This is a genomic window from Treponema berlinense, assembly GCF_900167025.1.
GTDB lineage: Bacteria > Spirochaetota > Spirochaetia > Treponematales > Treponemataceae > Treponema_D > Treponema_D berlinense.
Genome location: NZ_FUXC01000004.1, coordinates 83,200 through 101,631 on the forward strand (window position 1 = coordinate 83,200; position 18,432 = coordinate 101,631).

Consider the following 18,432-nt stretch of genomic DNA (forward strand, 5'->3'; position numbering starts at 1 on the left):
AAGCCTCGAAGCTAAAAAATTCGGACAAGGGGCTGGAGGGGCGGCAAAGCCGTTCCGAAAAACTGGCGGCTGAGCCGGTTTTTTGGAATAAAACCCCGCAAGACCCGGTTTTTGCGGCAGCAAAAATGGCCCCGACAAAAAAATTGGAGATTTTTATGAAAGATGCTATTCTTTGTGTTGATATTGGAACTTCTTCGTTAAAAGCGGCTCTTATGCCGGATTCGCCAAAAAGCATTGCCTATGCACGCGCGAATTTTACGGAAAAAGACGAATCGAAAATTGCACGGGAATGGGTCGGGGCGTTAAAACAGGCTGTCGAAGAATTAAAGCAAAAATCTCCGGACACTGGAATTGAAGCAATCTGTATTTCTGGCAACGGACCGACGGTTGTAAGCAACAACGGGCTGACGCTTCTCTGGTCTAAAAATGCGCCAACTTCCGTTTCTGACAAAAAATCAATATGGATTCCGCGGCTGGACGCCTTTAGAAAACTCCACACTCACCACTGGTACGAATCAGACAAGATTTTTGGGACTCCAGAATACCTGATTTACCGTCTGACAGGAAACGCCGTAACAATCCTGCCGGAAGAACGTTTTAGAGAAATTTACTGGACTGAAGAACAGCTCAAGGCAGAAGGTTTTTCTGACGACGAAATAAAAAAACTGCCTCCATTTGTAAAACCTGGAACTCTCGCCGGAAAAATTACTAAGCAGGCAGCCGAAGAAACAGGTCTTCTTGAGGGAACATTGGTTTTTTGCGGCGCGCCTGATTTTGTCGTTGCGCTGATTGGAACAGACACCCTCGACACCGGCATGCTATGCGACCGTTCAGGTTCAAGCGAGGGACTGAATCTCTGCACTCCTATTCCGCTAAATTCGCCAAATATCCGCACAATGCCGTCGATTATTCCGGGAATGTGGAATGCGGCGGTAATTATTCCAGATACAGGAAGCAGGTTTGCAATTTTTAAGCAAAAGGTTGAAGATGAATTAAAAACAAAAATTACGCACAAAAAACTCGTTGCGCAGATTGTAGACACTCCGACTCTTGAAAATCCGCAGATTTTGACGGACGAACAAAAAAAAGAAGGGCTTGCGATTATTCACGATGTAACTCACCAGCTTTGGGCGGCCCTCAACATTCTAAAAAAAGCCTCGGAAGAAGCAGGCCTTCCACAGCCGAGAAGCATTACCGTAACCGGCGGCCAGGCTCTGAACGAAAAATGGACCCAGATAAAATGCGACACTCTCTGCGTTCCGTTTGTTGTGACTGAGTGCGTGGATGCGGAACTTGCAGGCGACAACATTCTTGCAAGAATTTCGCTCGGTTATTACGACTCGATAGAAGAAGCGGCTTTTGTCCTTGTAAAAAAATCGCACATTTATACTCCGGCTATGCCTGCTGACCACGCGTAAACAGACGCCGCATTTTAATGAAGATTTATTTTATTCCAGAAAAAGTCCGCGTCCTGATTTTTGATGTAGATTCCACGCTATATACAAATCCTGAGTACGCAAATGAGCAGATTGACGGTCAAATCCGGCATTTTGCCCAAATACGAAAAATTTCTGCTGACGAAGCGCGCAGGCTTTTTTCTGATTTTAGAAAAAATTGGGCGCAAACGCATTCCGGACAAAAAATCAGCCTTGGAAACCTTCTTACTCATTTTGGAATTTCGATTGAAGAAAGCATTTTGTGGAGAAAAAAACTTATAAATCCTTCTGAATTTTTAAAACCAGACGCAAGGCTTTTTAAAACTCTTTCCGACTTAAAAGAAAAATTTTATCTTATCTGCGTAACAAACAATCCTGTTCTGACAGCAAGAAAAACCCTCGAAGCGCTGGGAATTTCCGGGCTTATTCCGGAAATCATCGGTCTTGATACAACTCTCAAATCAAAACCTGCCAGAGAGATTTTTGAGCTTGCTGCAAAAACCGCAGGAACAGCACTTAACACAAAAATAAAATTTGAAGAATGCATAAGCATTGGAGACCGTTACGATATTGACCTTGATTTGCCGTTAAAACTTGGAATGGGCGCAATCCTTGTTGACGGCGTAAAAGACGTTTATTTGCTTCCAGAAGTTTTGTAATATAATTATATTGTGTTATAATCTGTACTGGTTTTAAGAAAAAAATTCTACGGAAATTCTATGGAAATCGAAACATTTAAAGACAGAATAAACCTCACAAACAATGGAAAACTTCAGATTTTTTTCATCGGAACTGGAAGCGCCTTTAACAAAGTCGATTTTCAGAACAACCTGCTTGTAATAAAAGGCCAGGACCATGTTTTGATTGACTGCGGAACTTTATTTTCTTACGCCTTAAAAACGTACAACACTCCGCTCACAAAAATCCGCACGATTTTGCCGACGCACTCACATTCTGACCACATTGGCGGCCTTGAAGAAATTGCCTACACAAATTTCTATGTGACAAGACAAAAGCCTTCGCTTATTGTTCCAGATTTTTACAAAAAAACTCTTTGGGAAAAAAGCCTGGCCGGAGCCTGCTCTTACGGCGAGGAAAAAGGAATAGACAATTTTTTTACTTTTGACGATTATTTTAAGCAAATCTGTCCAGTTGAATTAAAAAACACTCCGCGTCCGGTTTACGAGGCAAATGCAGGTTCCATAAACTTAAAACTCTTAAGGACAAGACATATTCTTTGCCCAAATGCAGACTGGAACAAAATTTTTTATTCTGTCGGAGTTTTAATAGATGACAGGATTTTCTTTAGCGGAGATACAAAATTTGACCGTCCAATGCTAGACTGGATTGAACAGACTTATAAACCGGAATGTATTTTTCATGAATGCATTTTCTTTGAGAGTCCTGTTCATTCTTCTTACGATGAGCTTTTAACGCTTCCAGAAGAAATGCGCAAAAAAATGTTTCTCTGCCACTACGGCGAAAACCACAGGGAATTTTTACCTCAAGATGACGGTTTTGCAGGTTTTGCAGAACGAGGTCTTTATTATACTTTTTAGAAAAAGCGCGCGGCATTTGAAAAAATCTTTGTTTTTTGTTAGAATTAGACCATTCGACTCTGTAGCTCAGCTGGATAGAGCATCCGCCTCCTAAGCGGAAGGTCGCGCGTTCGACTCGCGTTGGAGTCATAAAAAAAGCGCCAGGAACACGGAGGGCGGCGCAGCCGGTGCAAAGCACCGAGGGCACCGAAGCCCGCAGTACTCCGACCCGCAAAAGCGGGTGGCGCCCAAAATTAGTTCTTGCAGAAAAGAATCGAGCCTAAAACTACCAGATGTCCTGCAAAATTCCAGAGCCATTTCATAAAGTTGTGGAAATTTCCGTCGATAAAATCGCTCAAGACAATTGCAACAATCCAGACAATCATAATAATGAGCATCAGAATGCTTTTAAACTTTCCGAGACTACCGATAAAAAGTTCAAGAACAAGATAAATTCCTGCAAGAAGTTCAATTATTGAAAAAACAATTACCGCAATGTTTTCTGCACTGCCGCTAAACACGCTTTTTAGAGAGTTAATTCCAAAATCTCCGCCGCCCTGCAAGCCCCAAATACCGCCGACAGCCAGCAAAAGACCAAGCGAAAGCTGAATAATCAACTTTTCAACCGAAAAACTTTTTTTTGCCATAATTTAATTCCTCCAAACATTTTTAAAATGTTTTTCTAATATAAAATTATAGCACACAAAAATTCGATTTTAAACTTTGGATTTTAAAAGTTTTAAATTTTTTTGTAGACTAATTCGAAAATTTCGCAGACAACAGGCATTTCTTCGTCAAAATCAAAACCGCAAAGGTCGGCTTCTTCTTCAAAAAAGTCCCTCTCTTTTTCCTGCCATGCTTCAAGATTTTCGTCCTCGCCGTCCTGCTGAGCAAGTTCCCAGCTGATTTGGCTAAACGGAATTATTTTTACGTCTTTTACGCGGATTACAGCACAAGGATTTTCCTGAGTATCTTCCACGACATAAACTTCGCCGGCAACAGGAAGTTTTTCGCGGTTTATTTCAAAAGAAGGAAAAGGTGTAAAGATTGCAGTTTTTTTTTCGCCAAGCACAAGATTTAACTGCGACTGTCCTGTCCAGCCAGAATCTTCAAAACAAAGCTCGCCGTTATAGACCGCGTCCTGTGGTTTTTGACCGGTTTTTGCCAAATATTCATTCCAAAATTGAAGTACTGTCATTTTAAATTTCCTGTTTTTTTGTGCGGATTATTTTTAGAATAAAAGAAATTATAAAAAAAATTGCCGGAACAACCGTAAAAAAAAGCGACATAAACGGAAGATTGAAAATTTTTAAAGAAAAATCGCTTACAATTCCAACTTTTAAGAGAAGCTCAAAAACAAGGCCTGCGTAACTAAAAATAGCTCCACAAATCATAAAAATCCAGGCAGAATCACGAGTCCGGCTCAAAAGCAAAATTGCCAGAAAAGCGGTAATTCCGCCAAAAATAAGTTTTACAATGTAAAAAATCACTTCGCTTTCAAGCATTTTTCTTACCTTCCAAATTTAAAATTTTTAAAAGTCAAAAGGTGATTTTTCCAGTTTTTTAAAAACTCCAGAATCCGCTCCAAAAGGAACAATGCTCGGCACAGAAAAAAACGGACTTACGACAAGCTCACAGTCCAGACAATGCTGAACAAAGCTCTCGTATTTTTCCTGAGGAATTTTCGGAAAGAGCCATGGTCCATGTCTTGTCCAGTATTTTGTCAAAATTTTGTCGTACTTAAACCAATCTTTTTCTTCGCGAACCTGAAGCGCTTTTATTAAATCATAAAAAGAACGCGTTACCGCAGCTTCTAAAGCCGCAGGAATAAGGGCAGAACAAAAATCTGTCTGTAAGTTTTCAACAACTTCGCTTTTTACGGCAACAATCCAGATATTCTGCGCCCAGGCAAGCGGAGGAGCAATCAAAACGCAGGCTGCATTTTTCCAGTCAATATTCTGCGCATTCCACGGACGATAAACAAAAGTTCCGTCTTTGCTTATGGCAAGGCTTTTTTTAAGGGCATCTTCTTTTGAATTACAGATAATCGCAATCCTTTCATCGTCCAGCAGGGCGCTTACGGCACGGCTCAGTCTTGAAAGTCCAGAATTTTTTGAAACAGCATTAAAATCCGTAACAAAACTTCCTGTAAGACCGCGGCTTATTATGTTCTTAAAAATCGTCCAGCCGCTAAAAAAATCGCTTCCCCAGCCCAAAACAGCCCGGCCGCCTTCCAAAAACATATCTGTAAGACGAACGCGCTTTTCTGTGTACAAAAAATTTCCGCGCGCCCTTTTTACAGTTCCGAAACGAGATCTTATGCTCTCTGCAAGAATATTGATTTCTGTCATTTTACCTTTTTTACAGTTTTGCGAGTTTTTCGCCCACAAGCTTAGAAGCCATTCCAGGATTTGCCTTTCCCTTAGAAGCCTTCATAACCTGTCCGGTGAGCCAGCCGACAACATTTGTCTTTCCGGCCTTAAAATCTGCAACGGCCTTTGGATTTTCTTCAATTACCTTGTTTACGATTTCTTCGATTGCACCGGAATCAGAAACGGTCTCCATTCCTTCTTCCTTGATGATTTCGGCAGGCATTTTTGAAGTCTCGAGCATTTTTGCAAAGACAGTTTTTCCCTGGGCATTGGAGATTTTTTTATCCGCAATCGCATTTACAAGCTCAGTTATATGCTTTGGAGTGATATTCACTTCGCTTATAGTCTTTCTCTGCTCATTCAAAACCGCCAGAAGTTCCGCCAAAATCCAGTTTGCAACTTTTTTTACGTCTTTTGCGCCTTCCGCCGCTTCTTCAAACCAAAGCGCAAGCTCGCGGGTGGAAGTTAAAGTTTCAACATCGAAGTCTGAAAGACCAAACTGTTTTTGAAGACGAATTCTCTTCGATTCAGGAAGTTCGCCTACACGGCCTTTTGCGCGCTCAATAAGCTCTTCGTTTACCTTGAACGGCTTAATGTCCGGCTCAACAACAAAGCGATAGTCAACAAAAGAGTTTTTCGTACGCATAATTTGAGTAACGCCCTTGTCCTCGTCCCAGTTCATTGTATTTTTGTAGCCAGGGTTAAATTCCTGCCGGTCTTCCATAAATTCCTTAAGCTGTCTTTTTGCCTCGTAAGCACAGGCCTCGCGAATAGATTTAAAAGAGTTAAGGTTTTTAATTTCAGAAATCGGAGTATGGTAAAGTTTTCCGTCTTCCCAAACGTTGAGGTTGATATTAGCGTCACAGCGCATGTTTCCTTCCTCAAGGTTTCCGTTTGTAACTTTCACGTAGCGCAAGATTTCCTGAACAGTCTGCATAAAAAGAGCAGCTTCTTCTGGCGAAGTCATGTCAGGTTTAGTTACAATTTCAATCAAAGGAGTTCCCGAACGGTTGTAATCGATGTAAGAATGTTTTCCAGGCAAGTGGAGCGACTTACCAACGTCTTCCTCAAGGTGAATGCGTTCAATGCGCACACGGCGGTATTTTTTGCCTTCATTTTCGACAATGCAGTTTTCACCTTTAAAATTATTCGGACGAAATTTTTCGCCGCCTTCCTGCTCTTCTTTTGAATAATGCGAAAGAGGTAGATCAACATGCCCGTCAAAACAAAGAGGAATATCGTACTGAGTAATCTGGTAACCTTTTGTAAGGTCAGGATAAAAATAGTGCTTGCGGTCAAATTTTGTAAAACGCGAAATATTACAGTTCAAAGCCATGCCTGCAACCGCACCAAGTTCAACATAGCCTTTAGAAATACGAGGCATTGCTCCTGGAAGTCCAAGACAAACCGGGCAGACACGAGTGTTCGGCATACCGCCATATTTATTTTCGCAGGCACAAAAAGCCTTGGTTTTAGTCAAAAGCTGTGTGTGAATCTCGCAGCCGATTACTATTTCATATTTGTCAATTGCCATAATTTTCTCCAACTTTTTTGGGCGTTTCCCTCACTTGCGTTCGGGCCGGGTGTTCCGTGGTTTCGCACTTCCGTGCTCCATTGCTCCACTTCGCCCTGCTTTGTTGCGCAACGGCTTCGCCGCCACTACACCCCCTAACGCAAAATCCGACTTTTAGTTTTGAACCTGTTCCTGAACAGGAATTCCGCAGCCTTTATGGTCTTCTTCCCAGGCCTGCGCAGTCTGCAAAATTTTGAGCTCATCAAACATTTTTCCGGCAAACTGAATTCCAACCGGCATGCAAGAAGCATTTTTGTTTTCTTTAGAAGTAAATCCAGCAGGAACAGAAATTGAAGGAATTCTCGCAAGGTTTACAAAAGTCGTAAACAAATCGCTCAAGTACATTTCGAGAGGATCGTCAACTTTTGAGCCGAGCTTAAACGAAGCTGTCGGACAGGTCGGACACAAAATCAAGTCGTAATTTTCAAAAAGGGAAGCAACTTCGCGCTGAATTCTCGCACGAACGCTCATGCCTTTTTTGTAAGTTTCTCCAGAAAACTGCTCAGAAAGAACATAGTTTCCGATTATAATCCTTCGCTTTACTTCCGGACCAAAACCGTTTGAACGAGTGTCGATATAAAGCTGATCGTAGCCTTTTTCGTTGTCAATGCGGTTTCCGTAACGAATTCCATCAAAACGGCTCAGATTTGAAGCGGCTTCTGAAAGCGCAATTACATAGTAAGAAGCGATTGAAGCGTCCAAAACCGGAAGGTCAACGATTTCGATTTTTGCGCCTTTGGAAACAAACCATTCTTTTACATCGGCAAAAACTTTGGCAACATCGGCATCCATTCCCTTGGCTTGTTCAAACTGCTTAGGAACTGCAATTTTAAGCTTAGAAACGTCTATTGCCTCAAGATTTTTAAGTTTGTCGCAATTCGGCAAATCGGCAGAAGTGTCATCGTAAAAATCAACACCGGACATTAAAGAAAGAGGAAGCGCAATGTCTTTTGGAGAGTGGCCGATAATTCCAACTTGATCCAAAGAAGAACCGTAAGCAACAACGCCCCAGCGGCTCAAAACTCCGTAAGTAGGCTTTAAACCATAAACTCCGCAGTAAGAAGCAGGAAGACGCACAGAACCGCCAGTTTCCGTACCAAGACCAAAAAGAGCCTGGTTTGCGGCAACAGCCGCAGTAGAACCGCCGGAAGAGCCGCCAGAAACATAATCGCGGTTAATAGGATTGCGCGTAGGGCCGTAAATCGAATACTCGGTCGAAGAGCCCATGGCAAATTCATCCTGATTGCAACGACCAAAAGGAATTGCGCCAGCGTTTAAAAGGCGGGCAACTACAGTTGCGTTGTAAGGAGCGCGGTAACCTTCAAGAATTTTTGAAGAACAGGTAAGGCTCTTGCCTTTTACAGAAATATTGTCTTTAACGGCAAACGGCACACCTAAAAGAGGCTTTTGCTCAAACAGTTTTTCGACTGTGCCGCTTTTTTTTGCAGAAGCAATTTCTTCATCTGCAAGTTTTGCCTTTTCAAGAACATCAGAATAAACTTCGAGAAAAGCATTGAGCGGTTTTTCTGATTTTTTATCTTTTTCAAAAGTATCAATTGAAGAGCGAACTAAATCTTCGGAAGTTGTTTTTCCAGATTTTAACGCCTCTACAGTTTCTTCTATTGTATAAAACATATTTTCACCTTATGCAGATTTTATTTTAAGCGCCTTCGCCCAAAACTTTAGGAACCTGATAGTATCCGTCCATAAATTTGTCTGTTGTCTGCTTGATGTCTGGAATTTCAAGTCCCTGAACAACTTCGTCCTCGCGGAGTTTTTCCGCTTCTGTCGAAGGATAAGCGTCGTAAGGATTTTCTGAGTCGTCATATTTGGAAAGAATATCAAAATATCCGACAATTTCGTCAACCTGTTTTTTCAGAGTAGCCATATCTGTACTTTCTGGAGAAAGCCGGCTGAGCTGAAGTAAATTAGAAAGAGTTGTTTCGTCTACGGTTTTCATAAACTGTATTTTACAAAAAAACGCGAAAATATGGAAGTAAAAGAAATAATCATGATTTTTTAGGACAATATAAAACATCAAAGATTTTCAAAAACACAGATAAAAAAACTCCGCCAGACAAACGCCCGACGGAGTTATTTTTACATCAATCTTTTTTTACAGGTTACTGTCCGATTTTTGTGAGACCAGTCGTATGAGCAAGTAAAGCAGAATTCAATTCTTCATTTACAGCGTAACTTGCATCATCAGTTGAATTATCAAAATTCCAAGCAAAATCAGGATTGTGCCGGCCAGCAAATTCAAGAACGGAAGCCTTTGCAACATCAGGAGATGTCGGCAGATTTGTAAGACCAAGACCTGTATCACCTAAAGTTGTATCAAAATTTGAATAAGCATAGTTTCCAGACTTTGAGCGAACAGTCGCAGGAACAGTCTCACTGCGTTCGTCAACCTCGTAAGCATCAATGTCGGACATATTAGCTCCGCTTGAAAGAGTTGTCTCCCAACCAGTTGCAGCAATAACCTTAATTTCAGAGATATTAAGCGAATTAGAACCAGAATTCACAACAGCAATTGTGCTGTCCTTTGTCACAGAAACAGCAATTTCAACATCTGCGTAAGCTGTGTTTGCAATCGCTCCACTCTTTGTACCGTTAACGCTTACAGTCGTTGTAGCTCCTGATGTTGAAGATCCTGTTTTAGCCTTTAAGATAACTTTTGCCGTGTTTGCAGGAACATCAAGATAGAACATAGTCTTTCCTTTTGAACCTTGATAGTAAGCGCCTTTCTTTGCCGCATCTTCTATTGCAATCAGAGAATTTGAAGAAATTGTATCGGTAGAATCCGTAACAACAGAATCATAAATAGTCCAAGTTCCGTCAGAGTTCTTTGTTCCAATTGTCTCTGTCCATTCTTTATACTCTCCAAGCTCCTGATTGTTTGTGTAGTCATACTTGTTTGTTATGAACTGGAAAGAGACACCGTTTGTATTGTTCTGTTCAAATTTGTTATTGTAAGATTTGATTCCGCCGCCTTCTTCGCCAGAGAAAGTTCCAGAACCACGAGCGTCCGTTCCCTGCTTAGAAATCATCATCGGATTATGCGCATTACGGAAGAAGTTTCCTTCAACAAAAGCGTTTCCACCTGAAGTTACGCCAACGCCATATTTTGAATTTCCGTCAAAATAATTGTTGTAAACATGGACAGACATTGTTCTAATTCTCGGATGGCGTGAATCTGAATGGTCAAACCAGTTATGATGATAAGTAATATAGTTTGGACCGTTTTCAGATTTCATTCCACAGAGAGACATTTTTCCACTGTCCCAGAAGTGGTTATAGGAAATTGTTACGTGCTGAGAATTGTCTTTCAAGTCCATTGAACCGTCGCCTTTAACTTGGTCAGCATCACTTCCTGCATCTCCATAGAAAAAGTCATTATTATGAACCCAAACATAGGTGCTTTTCTTAAGAGAAACACCATCGCCGTCGTGTCCGCCTCCCCATTTCATAAGGCCAAGGTTTTTGATTTCAATAAAATCTGAAGTAAACGCTGCAACTCCAGCCACCATAGTCGCATCATCTCCGACACCTTCAATCGTCACATAATTAGCTTCTTTTACGCCAAGAGCATATGCGCTAGACATATCAGAACAAGAAAGGCCATCAAGCGTGAGTTTTCCAATAATGCGGATATCAACAGGAGTTGTTCCAGTATTTTTAGTCTTTATTGCCTGAGTAATATCAGCAATTCCTGTATATTCCTTTCCGCCGATTGTTGCTGTAACAGTCTTTTTGTTTTCCTCAGTAAGATAAATTACAATTGCGCCATCTTTCAATGTTCCATCAAGATTGTATGCACCAGGAACAGCTCCATCCGTAAACGCAAATCCAGAACGGTCATTATCAAGAACTGTCATAACAGCAGTTGACTCTGTTTTTCCACCGTCAACACTTACAGCAATGGTGTGCTTTCCAGCAGTAAGTCCAAGAGCGTCAGCACGCACAACATTGCTCAAAGTTTTCTTTGAATAAGAGACAGCAAGATTTGCCGCCTCACTCTTTTCATAATAATTGTAAGTATCATAAAAACGGATAAGTTCGTTATCGATTTCTGTTCCATCAACTTTCACAGTGTAAGTCGCTCCGCTGATTTGATTGAATACAACATAAGCAGAGTTTAACCAGCCTTCACTCTTTACTATTTTTACAGTTGCATTTGTAACGTCTGCCTCAGTATCAGCATCAAAATTATCGTCACCGCTGCTTGTGTTAGTTCTTTTCAACGTAAAAGAAATATCCGTTGTTTCTCCGTTTTTAACAGTTGCATCAGCTTCGCCTGACATTGCAACAGACTCGCTAAGGCCAAGTTCAGAGTCGCTCATTGCAACATTAGCTGTCAGTTTGAAGGTGTAAGTTCCGACAGGTACACTCACCGCGCTCAATTCACTCTCGCTAGCCCAGCTTGCAGCCTTAGTAAATCCGCTTGCGCCAGAAGCCTTGTAGAAAAGTTTAATGTCTGTATAAGAATCGTAGCTTACTGCACGGCCATGGCTAAAACTTATAGAAACACTTCCACATCCATCGCCAGCGCTAGAAGGCTCATCAGCTCCAAGATCAGAGCATCCTGACGCACAAAAAGCAATCATCGCCGTCATAGCAAGCGAAGCAACTTTATTTAAGATTTTTGAAAATCTCTTCATTTAATTCTCCATCAATATCTTTTTTTTATAAATCGGGCGTTCCCGGCGCAAGCGCCGGTCGGGTGTTTCGGGGTTGCATTGCTGCGCAACGCTGCGCGCCCCTACACCCCCTAACGCATTCACATTTCCCACTGCCCGAAATTGTCGTCAAAACAACGTTTTCCGTTTTTGCATTCTTTATTCGATAAAGATTACAGCAACATTAAGTTGATCACCTTTAGTAATTTCTATTTCATCATCAGAAATATCTTCGATAATAACTTCATCGTTTTCGCTCGCAGCATAGTTTGTACCAGCAACTTTTATATTACGTTTAGTTGCTGTTTTATATCCACATGTTATTATTGTAATTTTTTTGTTTTTTACACCGGTTAATTTCAAAGACGTAGAACTTTCCATTTTCAGCAAAGGATTATATTTTTCACCGTTATAAACATAATCTGTCTTAGTAACATTACCAATAACGACCGCAGTAATCGCATCATTGTCAGAAGATACTGTTGCTGTCTTCGTTCCACTAAATGTGATTGTTGTCAAAGCTCCATATTTTGGACAACCTTCCTGTTTTCCACAGTTATTTGCTGCGTCCGCTGTTGCATAATGAGTTCCGCAGTTTGTGCATTTTGGCAATTCTGTCCAGTTTGCTGTAAATGTAACATCGCCCGTAATCGCAGAATCTGTTGTCAGTCCTTCAACACTGCTTGTCCAGGAAAGTCTGTAGTTTTCTTTTGTCCAAGCTGGAACATTTGCTTTTTCGCCATTGTAAACGGTCTGTGTATCTTCAGCATTTGTGCCTTCAGAATCTACAAATTTTACCGTATATTTTGCATCTTCTGTCCATTTTGCCGTAAATGTCACATCGCCTGTAATTGCAGAATCTGTTGTCAAACTTGCAACACTTGAAGTCCAGCCTGCAAATGTAAAGTGCTCTCTTGTCCATTCAGGAACACTTCCAACAACTTCTCCCGAAATTACATCAACTGTTACGTCGGCATTTGTTCCGCTTTCGTCTTTAAATGTTACTGTATAAGTTGTTTCCCATTTTGCTGTAAAGGTTACTGTTTTTTCAGTTTCGCCTTCTGAAAGAGAGATTAAATCGTCAAAATCGGCTTCCTTTCCATTTTCATCAATCCAGGTAAGTGCAAAATTTTCTTTTTCCCAACTTGGAGGAATAACAGTACTTCCAGACTTGATTACCATTGTAACGCTTTCGTTTCCGTTTTCGCCGCTATCCTTAAAAATTACAGTAACGTGCGAAGTGCAAGAATCAACTTCTGACTGTGAATAATAAACAGAGCCGCAAGTTGCGCACTTGTAATGTTCACAGTTTTTAGCCTGTTCTGTAAAGTTGTAAATTTTTCCGCATTTTCCGCAGCTAATAGAACCGTCAGCGTTTACCACAGCAGAAACACTTCCTGTTTCGGCTGTTGAGCCGCTCTCAGTGTTTCCGCCTGTAGAACCGCCTTCTGTGCCTGAGCCGCTTCCTGTGTTACCACCTGTAGTGCCGCCTTCTGTGCTTCCAGTGCCTGAGCCGCTTCCAGAACCTGAACCTTCTGTGCCTGATTCTTGTTTTGCCGCGATTTTTACTGTGTATACTTCTGAAGACTTTCTGTTTTCTGTGCCTTTTAAAGTTACGGTAACTTTAATTTTTACTTCTTTTTCTTCTGCGGCACAATTTGGAACAAGCTTTGAAGTTTTTGCATCTGAATTTTCAAAAGAAGCATAACCGCTTTCCTCTGCAAATTCCCAACTGTATTTAATTCCGGCTCCTTCGAGATTATTGCCATCTACATCTGCTGTAAGTTCAACTGGCCCTGAAACAGCGCTTTCCGGGATTCCAGAAATTGTGACATTTGTAATTTCCGGATAATCGTCGCCCCCCCCCAGAATCCGAATTACAGCCTGCAAAAATCAATGCCGCAGTGGCCATTGCAAAAATTGCAGTCTTAAAAAAACTTTTTTTCATTTTTAAATTCCTCCTGATTTTGCAGATATTTTTTTGTTATAAAAATATCTGTTATTATATAATCGTATAAAAGGAAAATATAAAACAAACGGTTGTTTGGACTTTTCAGATATTTCTAAAGTTTTTAAAATTTTGTTGTAAATTTTTGAATTGTTTTTTGCGAAAAACTCTAAAATGTCAATTTTTATTAGAAACCTTGGACAAGGGATTTTTGCGTGCACGCACGCTACGACTTTTGCTTGCGCAAAACTCGTTTTTTTACTGTTCGCTAAAGCGAACGCCCTTGTCCTCCCGGACAAGGGATTTTTGCGTGCACGCACGCTGCGACTTTTGCTTGCGCAAAACTCGTTTTTTTACTGTTCGCTAAAGCGAACGCCCTTGTCCTCCCGGACAAGGGATTGGAAGGGCGGCGGAGCCGTTTGCGGTTGCCTGCAACCGCAAATGCAGCGCGGCTAGCGCGGAACCCTGGAAAGCCCGGTTTTTTCGTTTTGCAAAAACGAAAAAATGGCCCCGAATTACTAAAAAAATCTTTATTTTTGTGCAGTTGAATATTTATATACATTTTTTTTGCTGATAGAATATTTTTGTCGCAAAAACATATTTTTTAAGATATGTTTTTTACTGGAGATTGTTTACGCTTTTTTTTGGAGGATTTATGAATAACGAGAAAGCTATCAAGGCTTTGGAACAGGTTAAAACCTATGTTTCTGCAAATTCGCTCGATGAACTCGATTACGCTATCGAAGTTCTAAAAAAACTGGAAAAAGAAGGCGTTAAAGATCCGCTCAACACTGATTTTTCTGCTATAAAAAAGTAATTTAGGAGATTTTGCTTAAAATGAATATGATTGGAACTTTTTGGTCGCTTGTACCGCCGGTTGTTGCTATTGCGCTGGCATTGATTACTAAAGAAGTTTATTCTTCGCTTTTTATTGGTATTGTAATCGGCGCGGTTTTTTATTCTGTGAGCGTTGGCTCGGGTTTTGCGGGATTTATTTCGCATCTTTTGAATAACACTGTCGGTGAAGGAGATGATTCTGTCACTTACGGTTTGATTTCGTGTATTTCTGACAGCTACAATGTCGGAATTATCACTTTTCTTGTAATTCTCGGAACTATGGTTGCCCTTATGAACAAGGCAGGCGGTTCTGCAGCTTTTGGCAACTGGGCAAAAAAACACATTAAAACAAAACTTGGCGCTCAGGTTGCTACTATCTGTCTCGGAATTTTGATTTTTATCGATGACTATTTTAACTGTCTGACGGTTGGTTCTGTTATGAAGCCTGTAACTGACAAGTACGGTGTAAGCAAAGAAAAACTTTCTTACCTTATCGACTCTACTGCGGCTCCTATTTGTATTATTGCGCCGATTTCTTCATGGGCGGCTGCGGTTTCTGGCTTTGTAACTGAAGGCGAAAACGGTCTTGCTCTTTTCTGCAAGGCGATTCCTTTTAACTTTTATGCTCTTTTTACAATCGTAATGCTTTTTGCCCTCGTTTTTATGCGTTTTGAATACGGCGAAATGTCTAAGTATGAAAAAGCAAAAGAATTTATGAAAAAAGACGATGAAGAAATTCCTGTCTCTGAGGAATCTTCAGATGCCGGCAAAAAAAAGAAGGGAACTGTTGCTGATTTGGTTGTGCCAATCGCTATTCTTATTGTTTTCTGCGTTATCGGCATGATTTATTCCGGCGGATTCTTTAGCGAAGGAGACACTCACCTTAACTTTGTCGACGCTTTTGCAAATTCTGACGCCTCTGTAGGACTTGTAATCGGTTCTTTGTTTGGACTTATCATTTCTATCGTCTGGTATCTTGGACGCAAAGTTATTTCGTTTAAGGCGGCAATGCTGTGTTTGACGGACGGTTTTAAGGCTATGGTTCCTGCCATTTTGATTCTCTGTCTTGCATGGACTCTTAAATCTATGACTGACAGTCTTGGCGCAAAAGACTTTGTCGCAGGTCTTGTTTCTGGAAGCGCTGACAAGCTTCAAATGCTTCTTCCGGCAATTATCTTTGCAATCGCATGTTTCCTTGCCTTTGCAACTGGCACTTCCTGGGGAACTTTTGGTATTTTGATTCCTATTTGTATTGCGGCTTTCCCGGAAGGTTCTTTGAGAATAATTTCTATTTCTGCCTGCATGGCCGGTGCTGTATGTGGCGACCACATCTCTCCAATTTCTGACACGACGATTATGGCAAGCGCCGGCGCTCAGTGCGACCACGTAAACCACGTTGCAACCCAGATTCCTTACGCCATGACTGTTGCGGTTGTTTCGTTCTTTACTTTTATCGTGGCAGGTTTTACTTCAAAACTTAACATTGCCCTCTGCTCTGCAATTTCGCTCTGCTTTGGTATTGTACTTTTGTTTGCAACTTTGATTTTTATTAAAAAACGGACAGAAAAAGCCATGACTGTTCACAAGCAGGCTTAAAACTGTAAATTGCTTCGCTTTTACCCGCAATGGCGATTAGACCTTGGTTTGTACAGCGTCATTGCGGGAAACTGCGGAGCATTTTTTTTCACTTGTTTAGTCTTTTATAATTTCCAGATTTTTGTATTGATATTTTGGCAAGAATCTTTTTATTCCGCCGTTTTCAAAATTGACAGTGACTGCGTACTCGCCTTCGGTTGTCGTAAATGCCGAAGTTATAATTCCATAACCATAATCGTCGGTATAGATTTTTGTTCCGCGGTGATATTTTAATTTTATCGGGTCGGTTTCTGTGTCAGGATGGCTTAAGCCCAAATTTCCAAAATCGCCGTTGTGCGAAAAAGAAGCATTTTGTGATGAAGTTTTTTTAAATCCGAACGGAAGATGTCCCAGAATTTTTATATTGTCAGGGTTTATTTCCTGCAAAAACGGACTTGGCGCCATGTATTCGGTACGGCCGTACATAACTCGTCTGGAACAGGCTGTCATATAAAGCTCGTCCTTTGCACGGGTAATGCCAACATAGCAAAGTCTGCGCTCTTCTTCAAGTTCATTTCCGTATTTGTCCTGCCGCGGAAAAATTCCATATTCCATTCCGGTAATTACAACGCGGCTAAATTCCAGCCCCTTTGTGTTGTGAAGCGTGATTAAGGTTACGCTGTCTGCCCCGTCCTCGCCGTCTGATTCTTCTATTGTCCTGTCCAATTCAATATGGTCCAGAAATTCCAAAAGCCCTTCTTGCGTCGAATCATAAAAAACCGCCGAATTTGAAAGTTCCTGAATATTCGCATCGCGCTGAGTTCCGGCAATTTCGTCTTTTTCTGAATAATACGTCTTTAAGCCTGATTTTTCGGCAATAAAATCTATTAAAACCGAAAGTTTTTCGACTGGAGTTACAATTTCTGCATTTTCTGCCAAAATCCGCTCGTTTTCGTCTTTTTGCTTAATATTTTCTTTTATTTTTTCGTAAAAAGCGTCCATTGCCTCGACAAAAGAAGCGATTCCTTCCCTTGCCTTTTTTGAAAAAGATGCTCCGTTTTTGCGGCAAATTTCTACATAGTTTACACTCTGAATCTGCTCCTGAGAAGTCTCTTTTCTCTGGCGGTCTTCTTCTTCCGCCATGACCGAGTTATAAATCTCCTGACGGCAGGCTTCTACAAGTTTATCCTGCGACGTTGCTCCGATTCCTCGCGCAGGTTTATTTATAATTCTTCTGAATGCGATTTCGTCCTTTGGATTTGCAAGCAGCGCAAGATAAGCGAGAATATCTTTTATTTCTTCGCGTTCGTAGAATTTTAGAGAGCCGACAACTCGGTATGGGATTTTTCTCCGCAAAAATTCTGATTCAAATCCCATTGACTGGGCATTTGTGCGGTAAAGAATTGCCCAGTCGCTATATGGAATTCCTGTTTTGTGTGTCTGCTCGATTAAATCTCCGCAAAATTGACATTCCTCGTTTTGGTCGGGCAAAAAAATCAGTACAGGCTTTTTTCCTTCTCCGCGTTCGGCACGGAGTTCTTTTCCAAGACGAGCCGAATTATTTTTTATAACGTCGTTTGCAACCGTCAAAATTTCTGATTTTGAGCGGTAATTGCTTTCCAGACGGATTATCTGAGTTTTCGGAAAATGATTTTTGAATTGAAGAATATTTTTTACTTCAGCGCCACGGAAACGGTAAATCGACTGATCATCATCACCGACAACACAAACATAGGTCTGTTTTCCGGCAAGCACCTGCAAAAGCCGAAACTGCGCCACGTTTGAGTCCTGATATTCGTCAACCATTATTACCCGAAAACGATTTTGAATTTTTGTGCGGACAGCTTCGTTTTTTTCGAGAACAAGCATTGGAAGGAGAATTAAATCTCCAAAATCAACGTTGCCGGTTTCGCGCAGACGGGCTGTATAGTTTGAATAAATTTGCGCAAAATCATCTTCGCTGTCGATTTCTTCGCCAAGTTCTTCCATAAGTTCGGCAATTTCGACCGAATCGTCCGGCGTTAAAGCGTAATCTTTGCAAAGACTGATTAAATGCGCGTAATGATTTGCCTGCTTTCTGGCAAGATTTGGATTTGCCCGGGAAAGGAGAGTTACCATGTCGTCGTCATCGTAGACCGTAAAATTCGGGTCAACTCCAGCCTGCGCTGCAAAAAGACGGAGAAACCAGGCGCCAAAAGAGTGAAATGTCCTGATTTGCGAATAACGCGCCCGGCTGTCGAGGGCAACAGCCCTTTGCTGCATTTCGTTTGCCGCTTTTTTTGTAAAGGTGACTGCAAGAATCTGATACGGATCAACGTTTCGTTCGGAAATGAGATAAGCAATTTTTGTGGTAATTACGCGTGTCTTTCCTGAACCAGCTCCTGCCAGAATTAAGAGAGGAGAACCTTCATGTTCAACGGCCGCCCTTTGTTCTGGATTCAAGACGCTTAAAAACTCATCCATTTTGCCACCTT

General features: G+C 41.3%; 15 protein-coding genes and 1 tRNA gene. 6 read left to right on the forward strand and 10 right to left on the reverse strand.

Annotated features, from left to right (window positions below; translation table 11 throughout):
* The first annotated feature begins 155 nt into the window (after positions 1-155).
* The 4 genes from B5D47_RS04770 to B5D47_RS04785 all read left to right on the forward strand — a co-directional run bounded on the left by B5D47_RS04770 (position 156) and on the right by B5D47_RS04785 (position 3,124).
* Positions 156-1,418: an FGGY-family carbohydrate kinase gene (locus tag B5D47_RS04770; RefSeq protein WP_159443489.1), complete on the forward strand. Its 1,263-nt coding sequence runs from the start codon at positions 156-158 to the stop codon at positions 1,416-1,418.
* Between the two features lie 17 nt (positions 1,419-1,435).
* The gene (locus B5D47_RS04775) at positions 1,436-2,095 is read left to right on the forward strand and encodes an HAD family hydrolase (RefSeq protein ID WP_078930692.1); all 660 of its coding nucleotides are present in this window, start codon (positions 1,436-1,438) and stop codon (positions 2,093-2,095) included.
* Positions 2,096-2,155: 60 nt separating this feature from the next.
* Positions 2,156-2,995 (forward strand): MBL fold metallo-hydrolase, encoded by an 840-nt coding sequence (locus B5D47_RS04780; RefSeq protein ID WP_078930693.1) that lies wholly within the window; start codon positions 2,156-2,158, stop codon positions 2,993-2,995.
* Between the two features lie 55 nt (positions 2,996-3,050).
* Positions 3,051-3,124, forward strand: a tRNA-Arg gene (locus tag B5D47_RS04785).
* A gap of 104 nt (positions 3,125-3,228) precedes the next feature.
* On the opposite strand, the gene B5D47_RS04790 is transcribed toward B5D47_RS04785, so the two are convergent.
* The 9 genes from B5D47_RS04790 to B5D47_RS04830 all read right to left on the reverse strand — a co-directional run bounded on the left by B5D47_RS04790 (position 3,229) and on the right by B5D47_RS04830 (position 13,488).
* Positions 3,229-3,621: a hypothetical protein gene (locus tag B5D47_RS04790; protein WP_078930694.1), complete on the reverse strand. Its 393-nt coding sequence runs from the start codon at positions 3,619-3,621 to the stop codon at positions 3,229-3,231.
* A 92-nt stretch (positions 3,622-3,713) separates the two neighbouring features.
* Positions 3,714-4,172, reverse strand: coding sequence for an ASCH domain-containing protein (locus B5D47_RS04795; protein ID WP_078930695.1), 459 nt, complete (start codon positions 4,170-4,172; stop codon positions 3,714-3,716).
* 1 nt (position 4,173) lies between these two features.
* Positions 4,174-4,479, reverse strand: a complete 306-nt coding sequence (locus tag B5D47_RS04800; RefSeq protein ID WP_078930696.1) for a hypothetical protein — start codon at positions 4,477-4,479, stop codon at positions 4,174-4,176.
* A 27-nt stretch (positions 4,480-4,506) separates the two neighbouring features.
* Positions 4,507-5,325, reverse strand: coding sequence for a hypothetical protein (locus B5D47_RS04805; protein ID WP_078930697.1), 819 nt, complete (start codon positions 5,323-5,325; stop codon positions 4,507-4,509).
* A 10-nt stretch (positions 5,326-5,335) separates the two neighbouring features.
* Complete coding sequence (gatB, locus tag B5D47_RS04810) at positions 5,336-6,880, reverse strand: Asp-tRNA(Asn)/Glu-tRNA(Gln) amidotransferase subunit GatB (RefSeq protein ID WP_078930698.1); 1,545 nt, start codon at positions 6,878-6,880, stop codon at positions 5,336-5,338.
* A 153-nt stretch (positions 6,881-7,033) separates the two neighbouring features.
* The gene (gene gatA / locus B5D47_RS04815) at positions 7,034-8,554 is read right to left on the reverse strand and encodes an Asp-tRNA(Asn)/Glu-tRNA(Gln) amidotransferase subunit GatA (RefSeq protein WP_078930699.1); all 1,521 of its coding nucleotides are present in this window, start codon (positions 8,552-8,554) and stop codon (positions 7,034-7,036) included.
* Positions 8,555-8,579: 25 nt separating this feature from the next.
* Positions 8,580-8,879 carry an Asp-tRNA(Asn)/Glu-tRNA(Gln) amidotransferase subunit GatC gene (gene gatC, locus B5D47_RS04820; protein ID WP_078930786.1) on the reverse strand — a complete coding sequence of 100 codons (300 nt, stop codon included), beginning with the start codon at positions 8,877-8,879 and terminating at the stop codon, positions 8,580-8,582.
* Between the two features lie 163 nt (positions 8,880-9,042).
* Entirely contained in the window at positions 9,043-11,580 is a 2,538-nt protein-coding gene (locus tag B5D47_RS04825; protein ID WP_078930700.1) for a pectate lyase family protein, read from the reverse strand.
* Between the two features lie 177 nt (positions 11,581-11,757).
* Entirely contained in the window at positions 11,758-13,488 is a 1,731-nt protein-coding gene (locus B5D47_RS04830; protein WP_078930701.1) for an InlB B-repeat-containing protein, read from the reverse strand.
* A gap of 713 nt (positions 13,489-14,201) precedes the next feature.
* Between B5D47_RS04830 and B5D47_RS11515 the strand changes: the two genes are divergently transcribed.
* A complete protein-coding gene (locus B5D47_RS11515) occupies positions 14,202-14,363 on the forward strand; it encodes a hypothetical protein (protein ID WP_200806549.1) in 162 nt (53 codons plus the stop codon).
* A gap of 20 nt (positions 14,364-14,383) precedes the next feature.
* Positions 14,384-15,979 (forward strand): Na+/H+ antiporter NhaC family protein, encoded by a 1,596-nt coding sequence (locus tag B5D47_RS04840; protein WP_234969901.1) that lies wholly within the window; start codon positions 14,384-14,386, stop codon positions 15,977-15,979.
* Positions 15,980-16,075: 96 nt separating this feature from the next.
* On the opposite strand, the gene B5D47_RS04845 is transcribed toward B5D47_RS04840, so the two are convergent.
* Positions 16,076-18,421, reverse strand: coding sequence for an ATP-dependent helicase (locus B5D47_RS04845; protein ID WP_078930703.1), 2,346 nt, complete (start codon positions 18,419-18,421; stop codon positions 16,076-16,078).
* Positions 18,422-18,432 lie beyond the last annotated feature (11 nt).

Coding starts and splice junctions, on each gene's coding strand:
- gatC (WP_078930786.1), bottom strand. CDS start 8,879: ATGAAAACCGTAGACGAAACAACTCTTTCTAATTTACTTCAGCTCAGC.
- B5D47_RS04775 (WP_078930692.1), top strand. CDS start 1,436: ATGAAGATTTATTTTATTCCAGAAAAAGTCCGCGTCCTGATTTTTGAT.
- B5D47_RS04800 (WP_078930696.1), bottom strand. CDS start 4,479: ATGCTTGAAAGCGAAGTGATTTTTTACATTGTAAAACTTATTTTTGGC.
- B5D47_RS04805 (WP_078930697.1), bottom strand. CDS start 5,325: ATGACAGAAATCAATATTCTTGCAGAGAGCATAAGATCTCGTTTCGGA.
- B5D47_RS04790 (WP_078930694.1), bottom strand. CDS start 3,621: ATGGCAAAAAAAAGTTTTTCGGTTGAAAAGTTGATTATTCAGCTTTCG.
- B5D47_RS04840 (WP_234969901.1), top strand. CDS start 14,384: ATGAATATGATTGGAACTTTTTGGTCGCTTGTACCGCCGGTTGTTGCT.
- B5D47_RS04795 (WP_078930695.1), bottom strand. CDS start 4,172: ATGACAGTACTTCAATTTTGGAATGAATATTTGGCAAAAACCGGTCAA.
- B5D47_RS04770 (WP_159443489.1), top strand. CDS start 156: ATGAAAGATGCTATTCTTTGTGTTGATATTGGAACTTCTTCGTTAAAA.
- B5D47_RS04780 (WP_078930693.1), top strand. CDS start 2,156: ATGGAAATCGAAACATTTAAAGACAGAATAAACCTCACAAACAATGGA.
- B5D47_RS04825 (WP_078930700.1), bottom strand. CDS start 11,580: ATGAAGAGATTTTCAAAAATCTTAAATAAAGTTGCTTCGCTTGCTATG.
- B5D47_RS11515 (WP_200806549.1), top strand. CDS start 14,202: ATGAATAACGAGAAAGCTATCAAGGCTTTGGAACAGGTTAAAACCTAT.
- B5D47_RS04845 (WP_078930703.1), bottom strand. CDS start 18,421: ATGGATGAGTTTTTAAGCGTCTTGAATCCAGAACAAAGGGCGGCCGTT.
- gatA (WP_078930699.1), bottom strand. CDS start 8,554: ATGTTTTATACAATAGAAGAAACTGTAGAGGCGTTAAAATCTGGAAAA.
- gatB (WP_078930698.1), bottom strand. CDS start 6,880: ATGGCAATTGACAAATATGAAATAGTAATCGGCTGCGAGATTCACACA.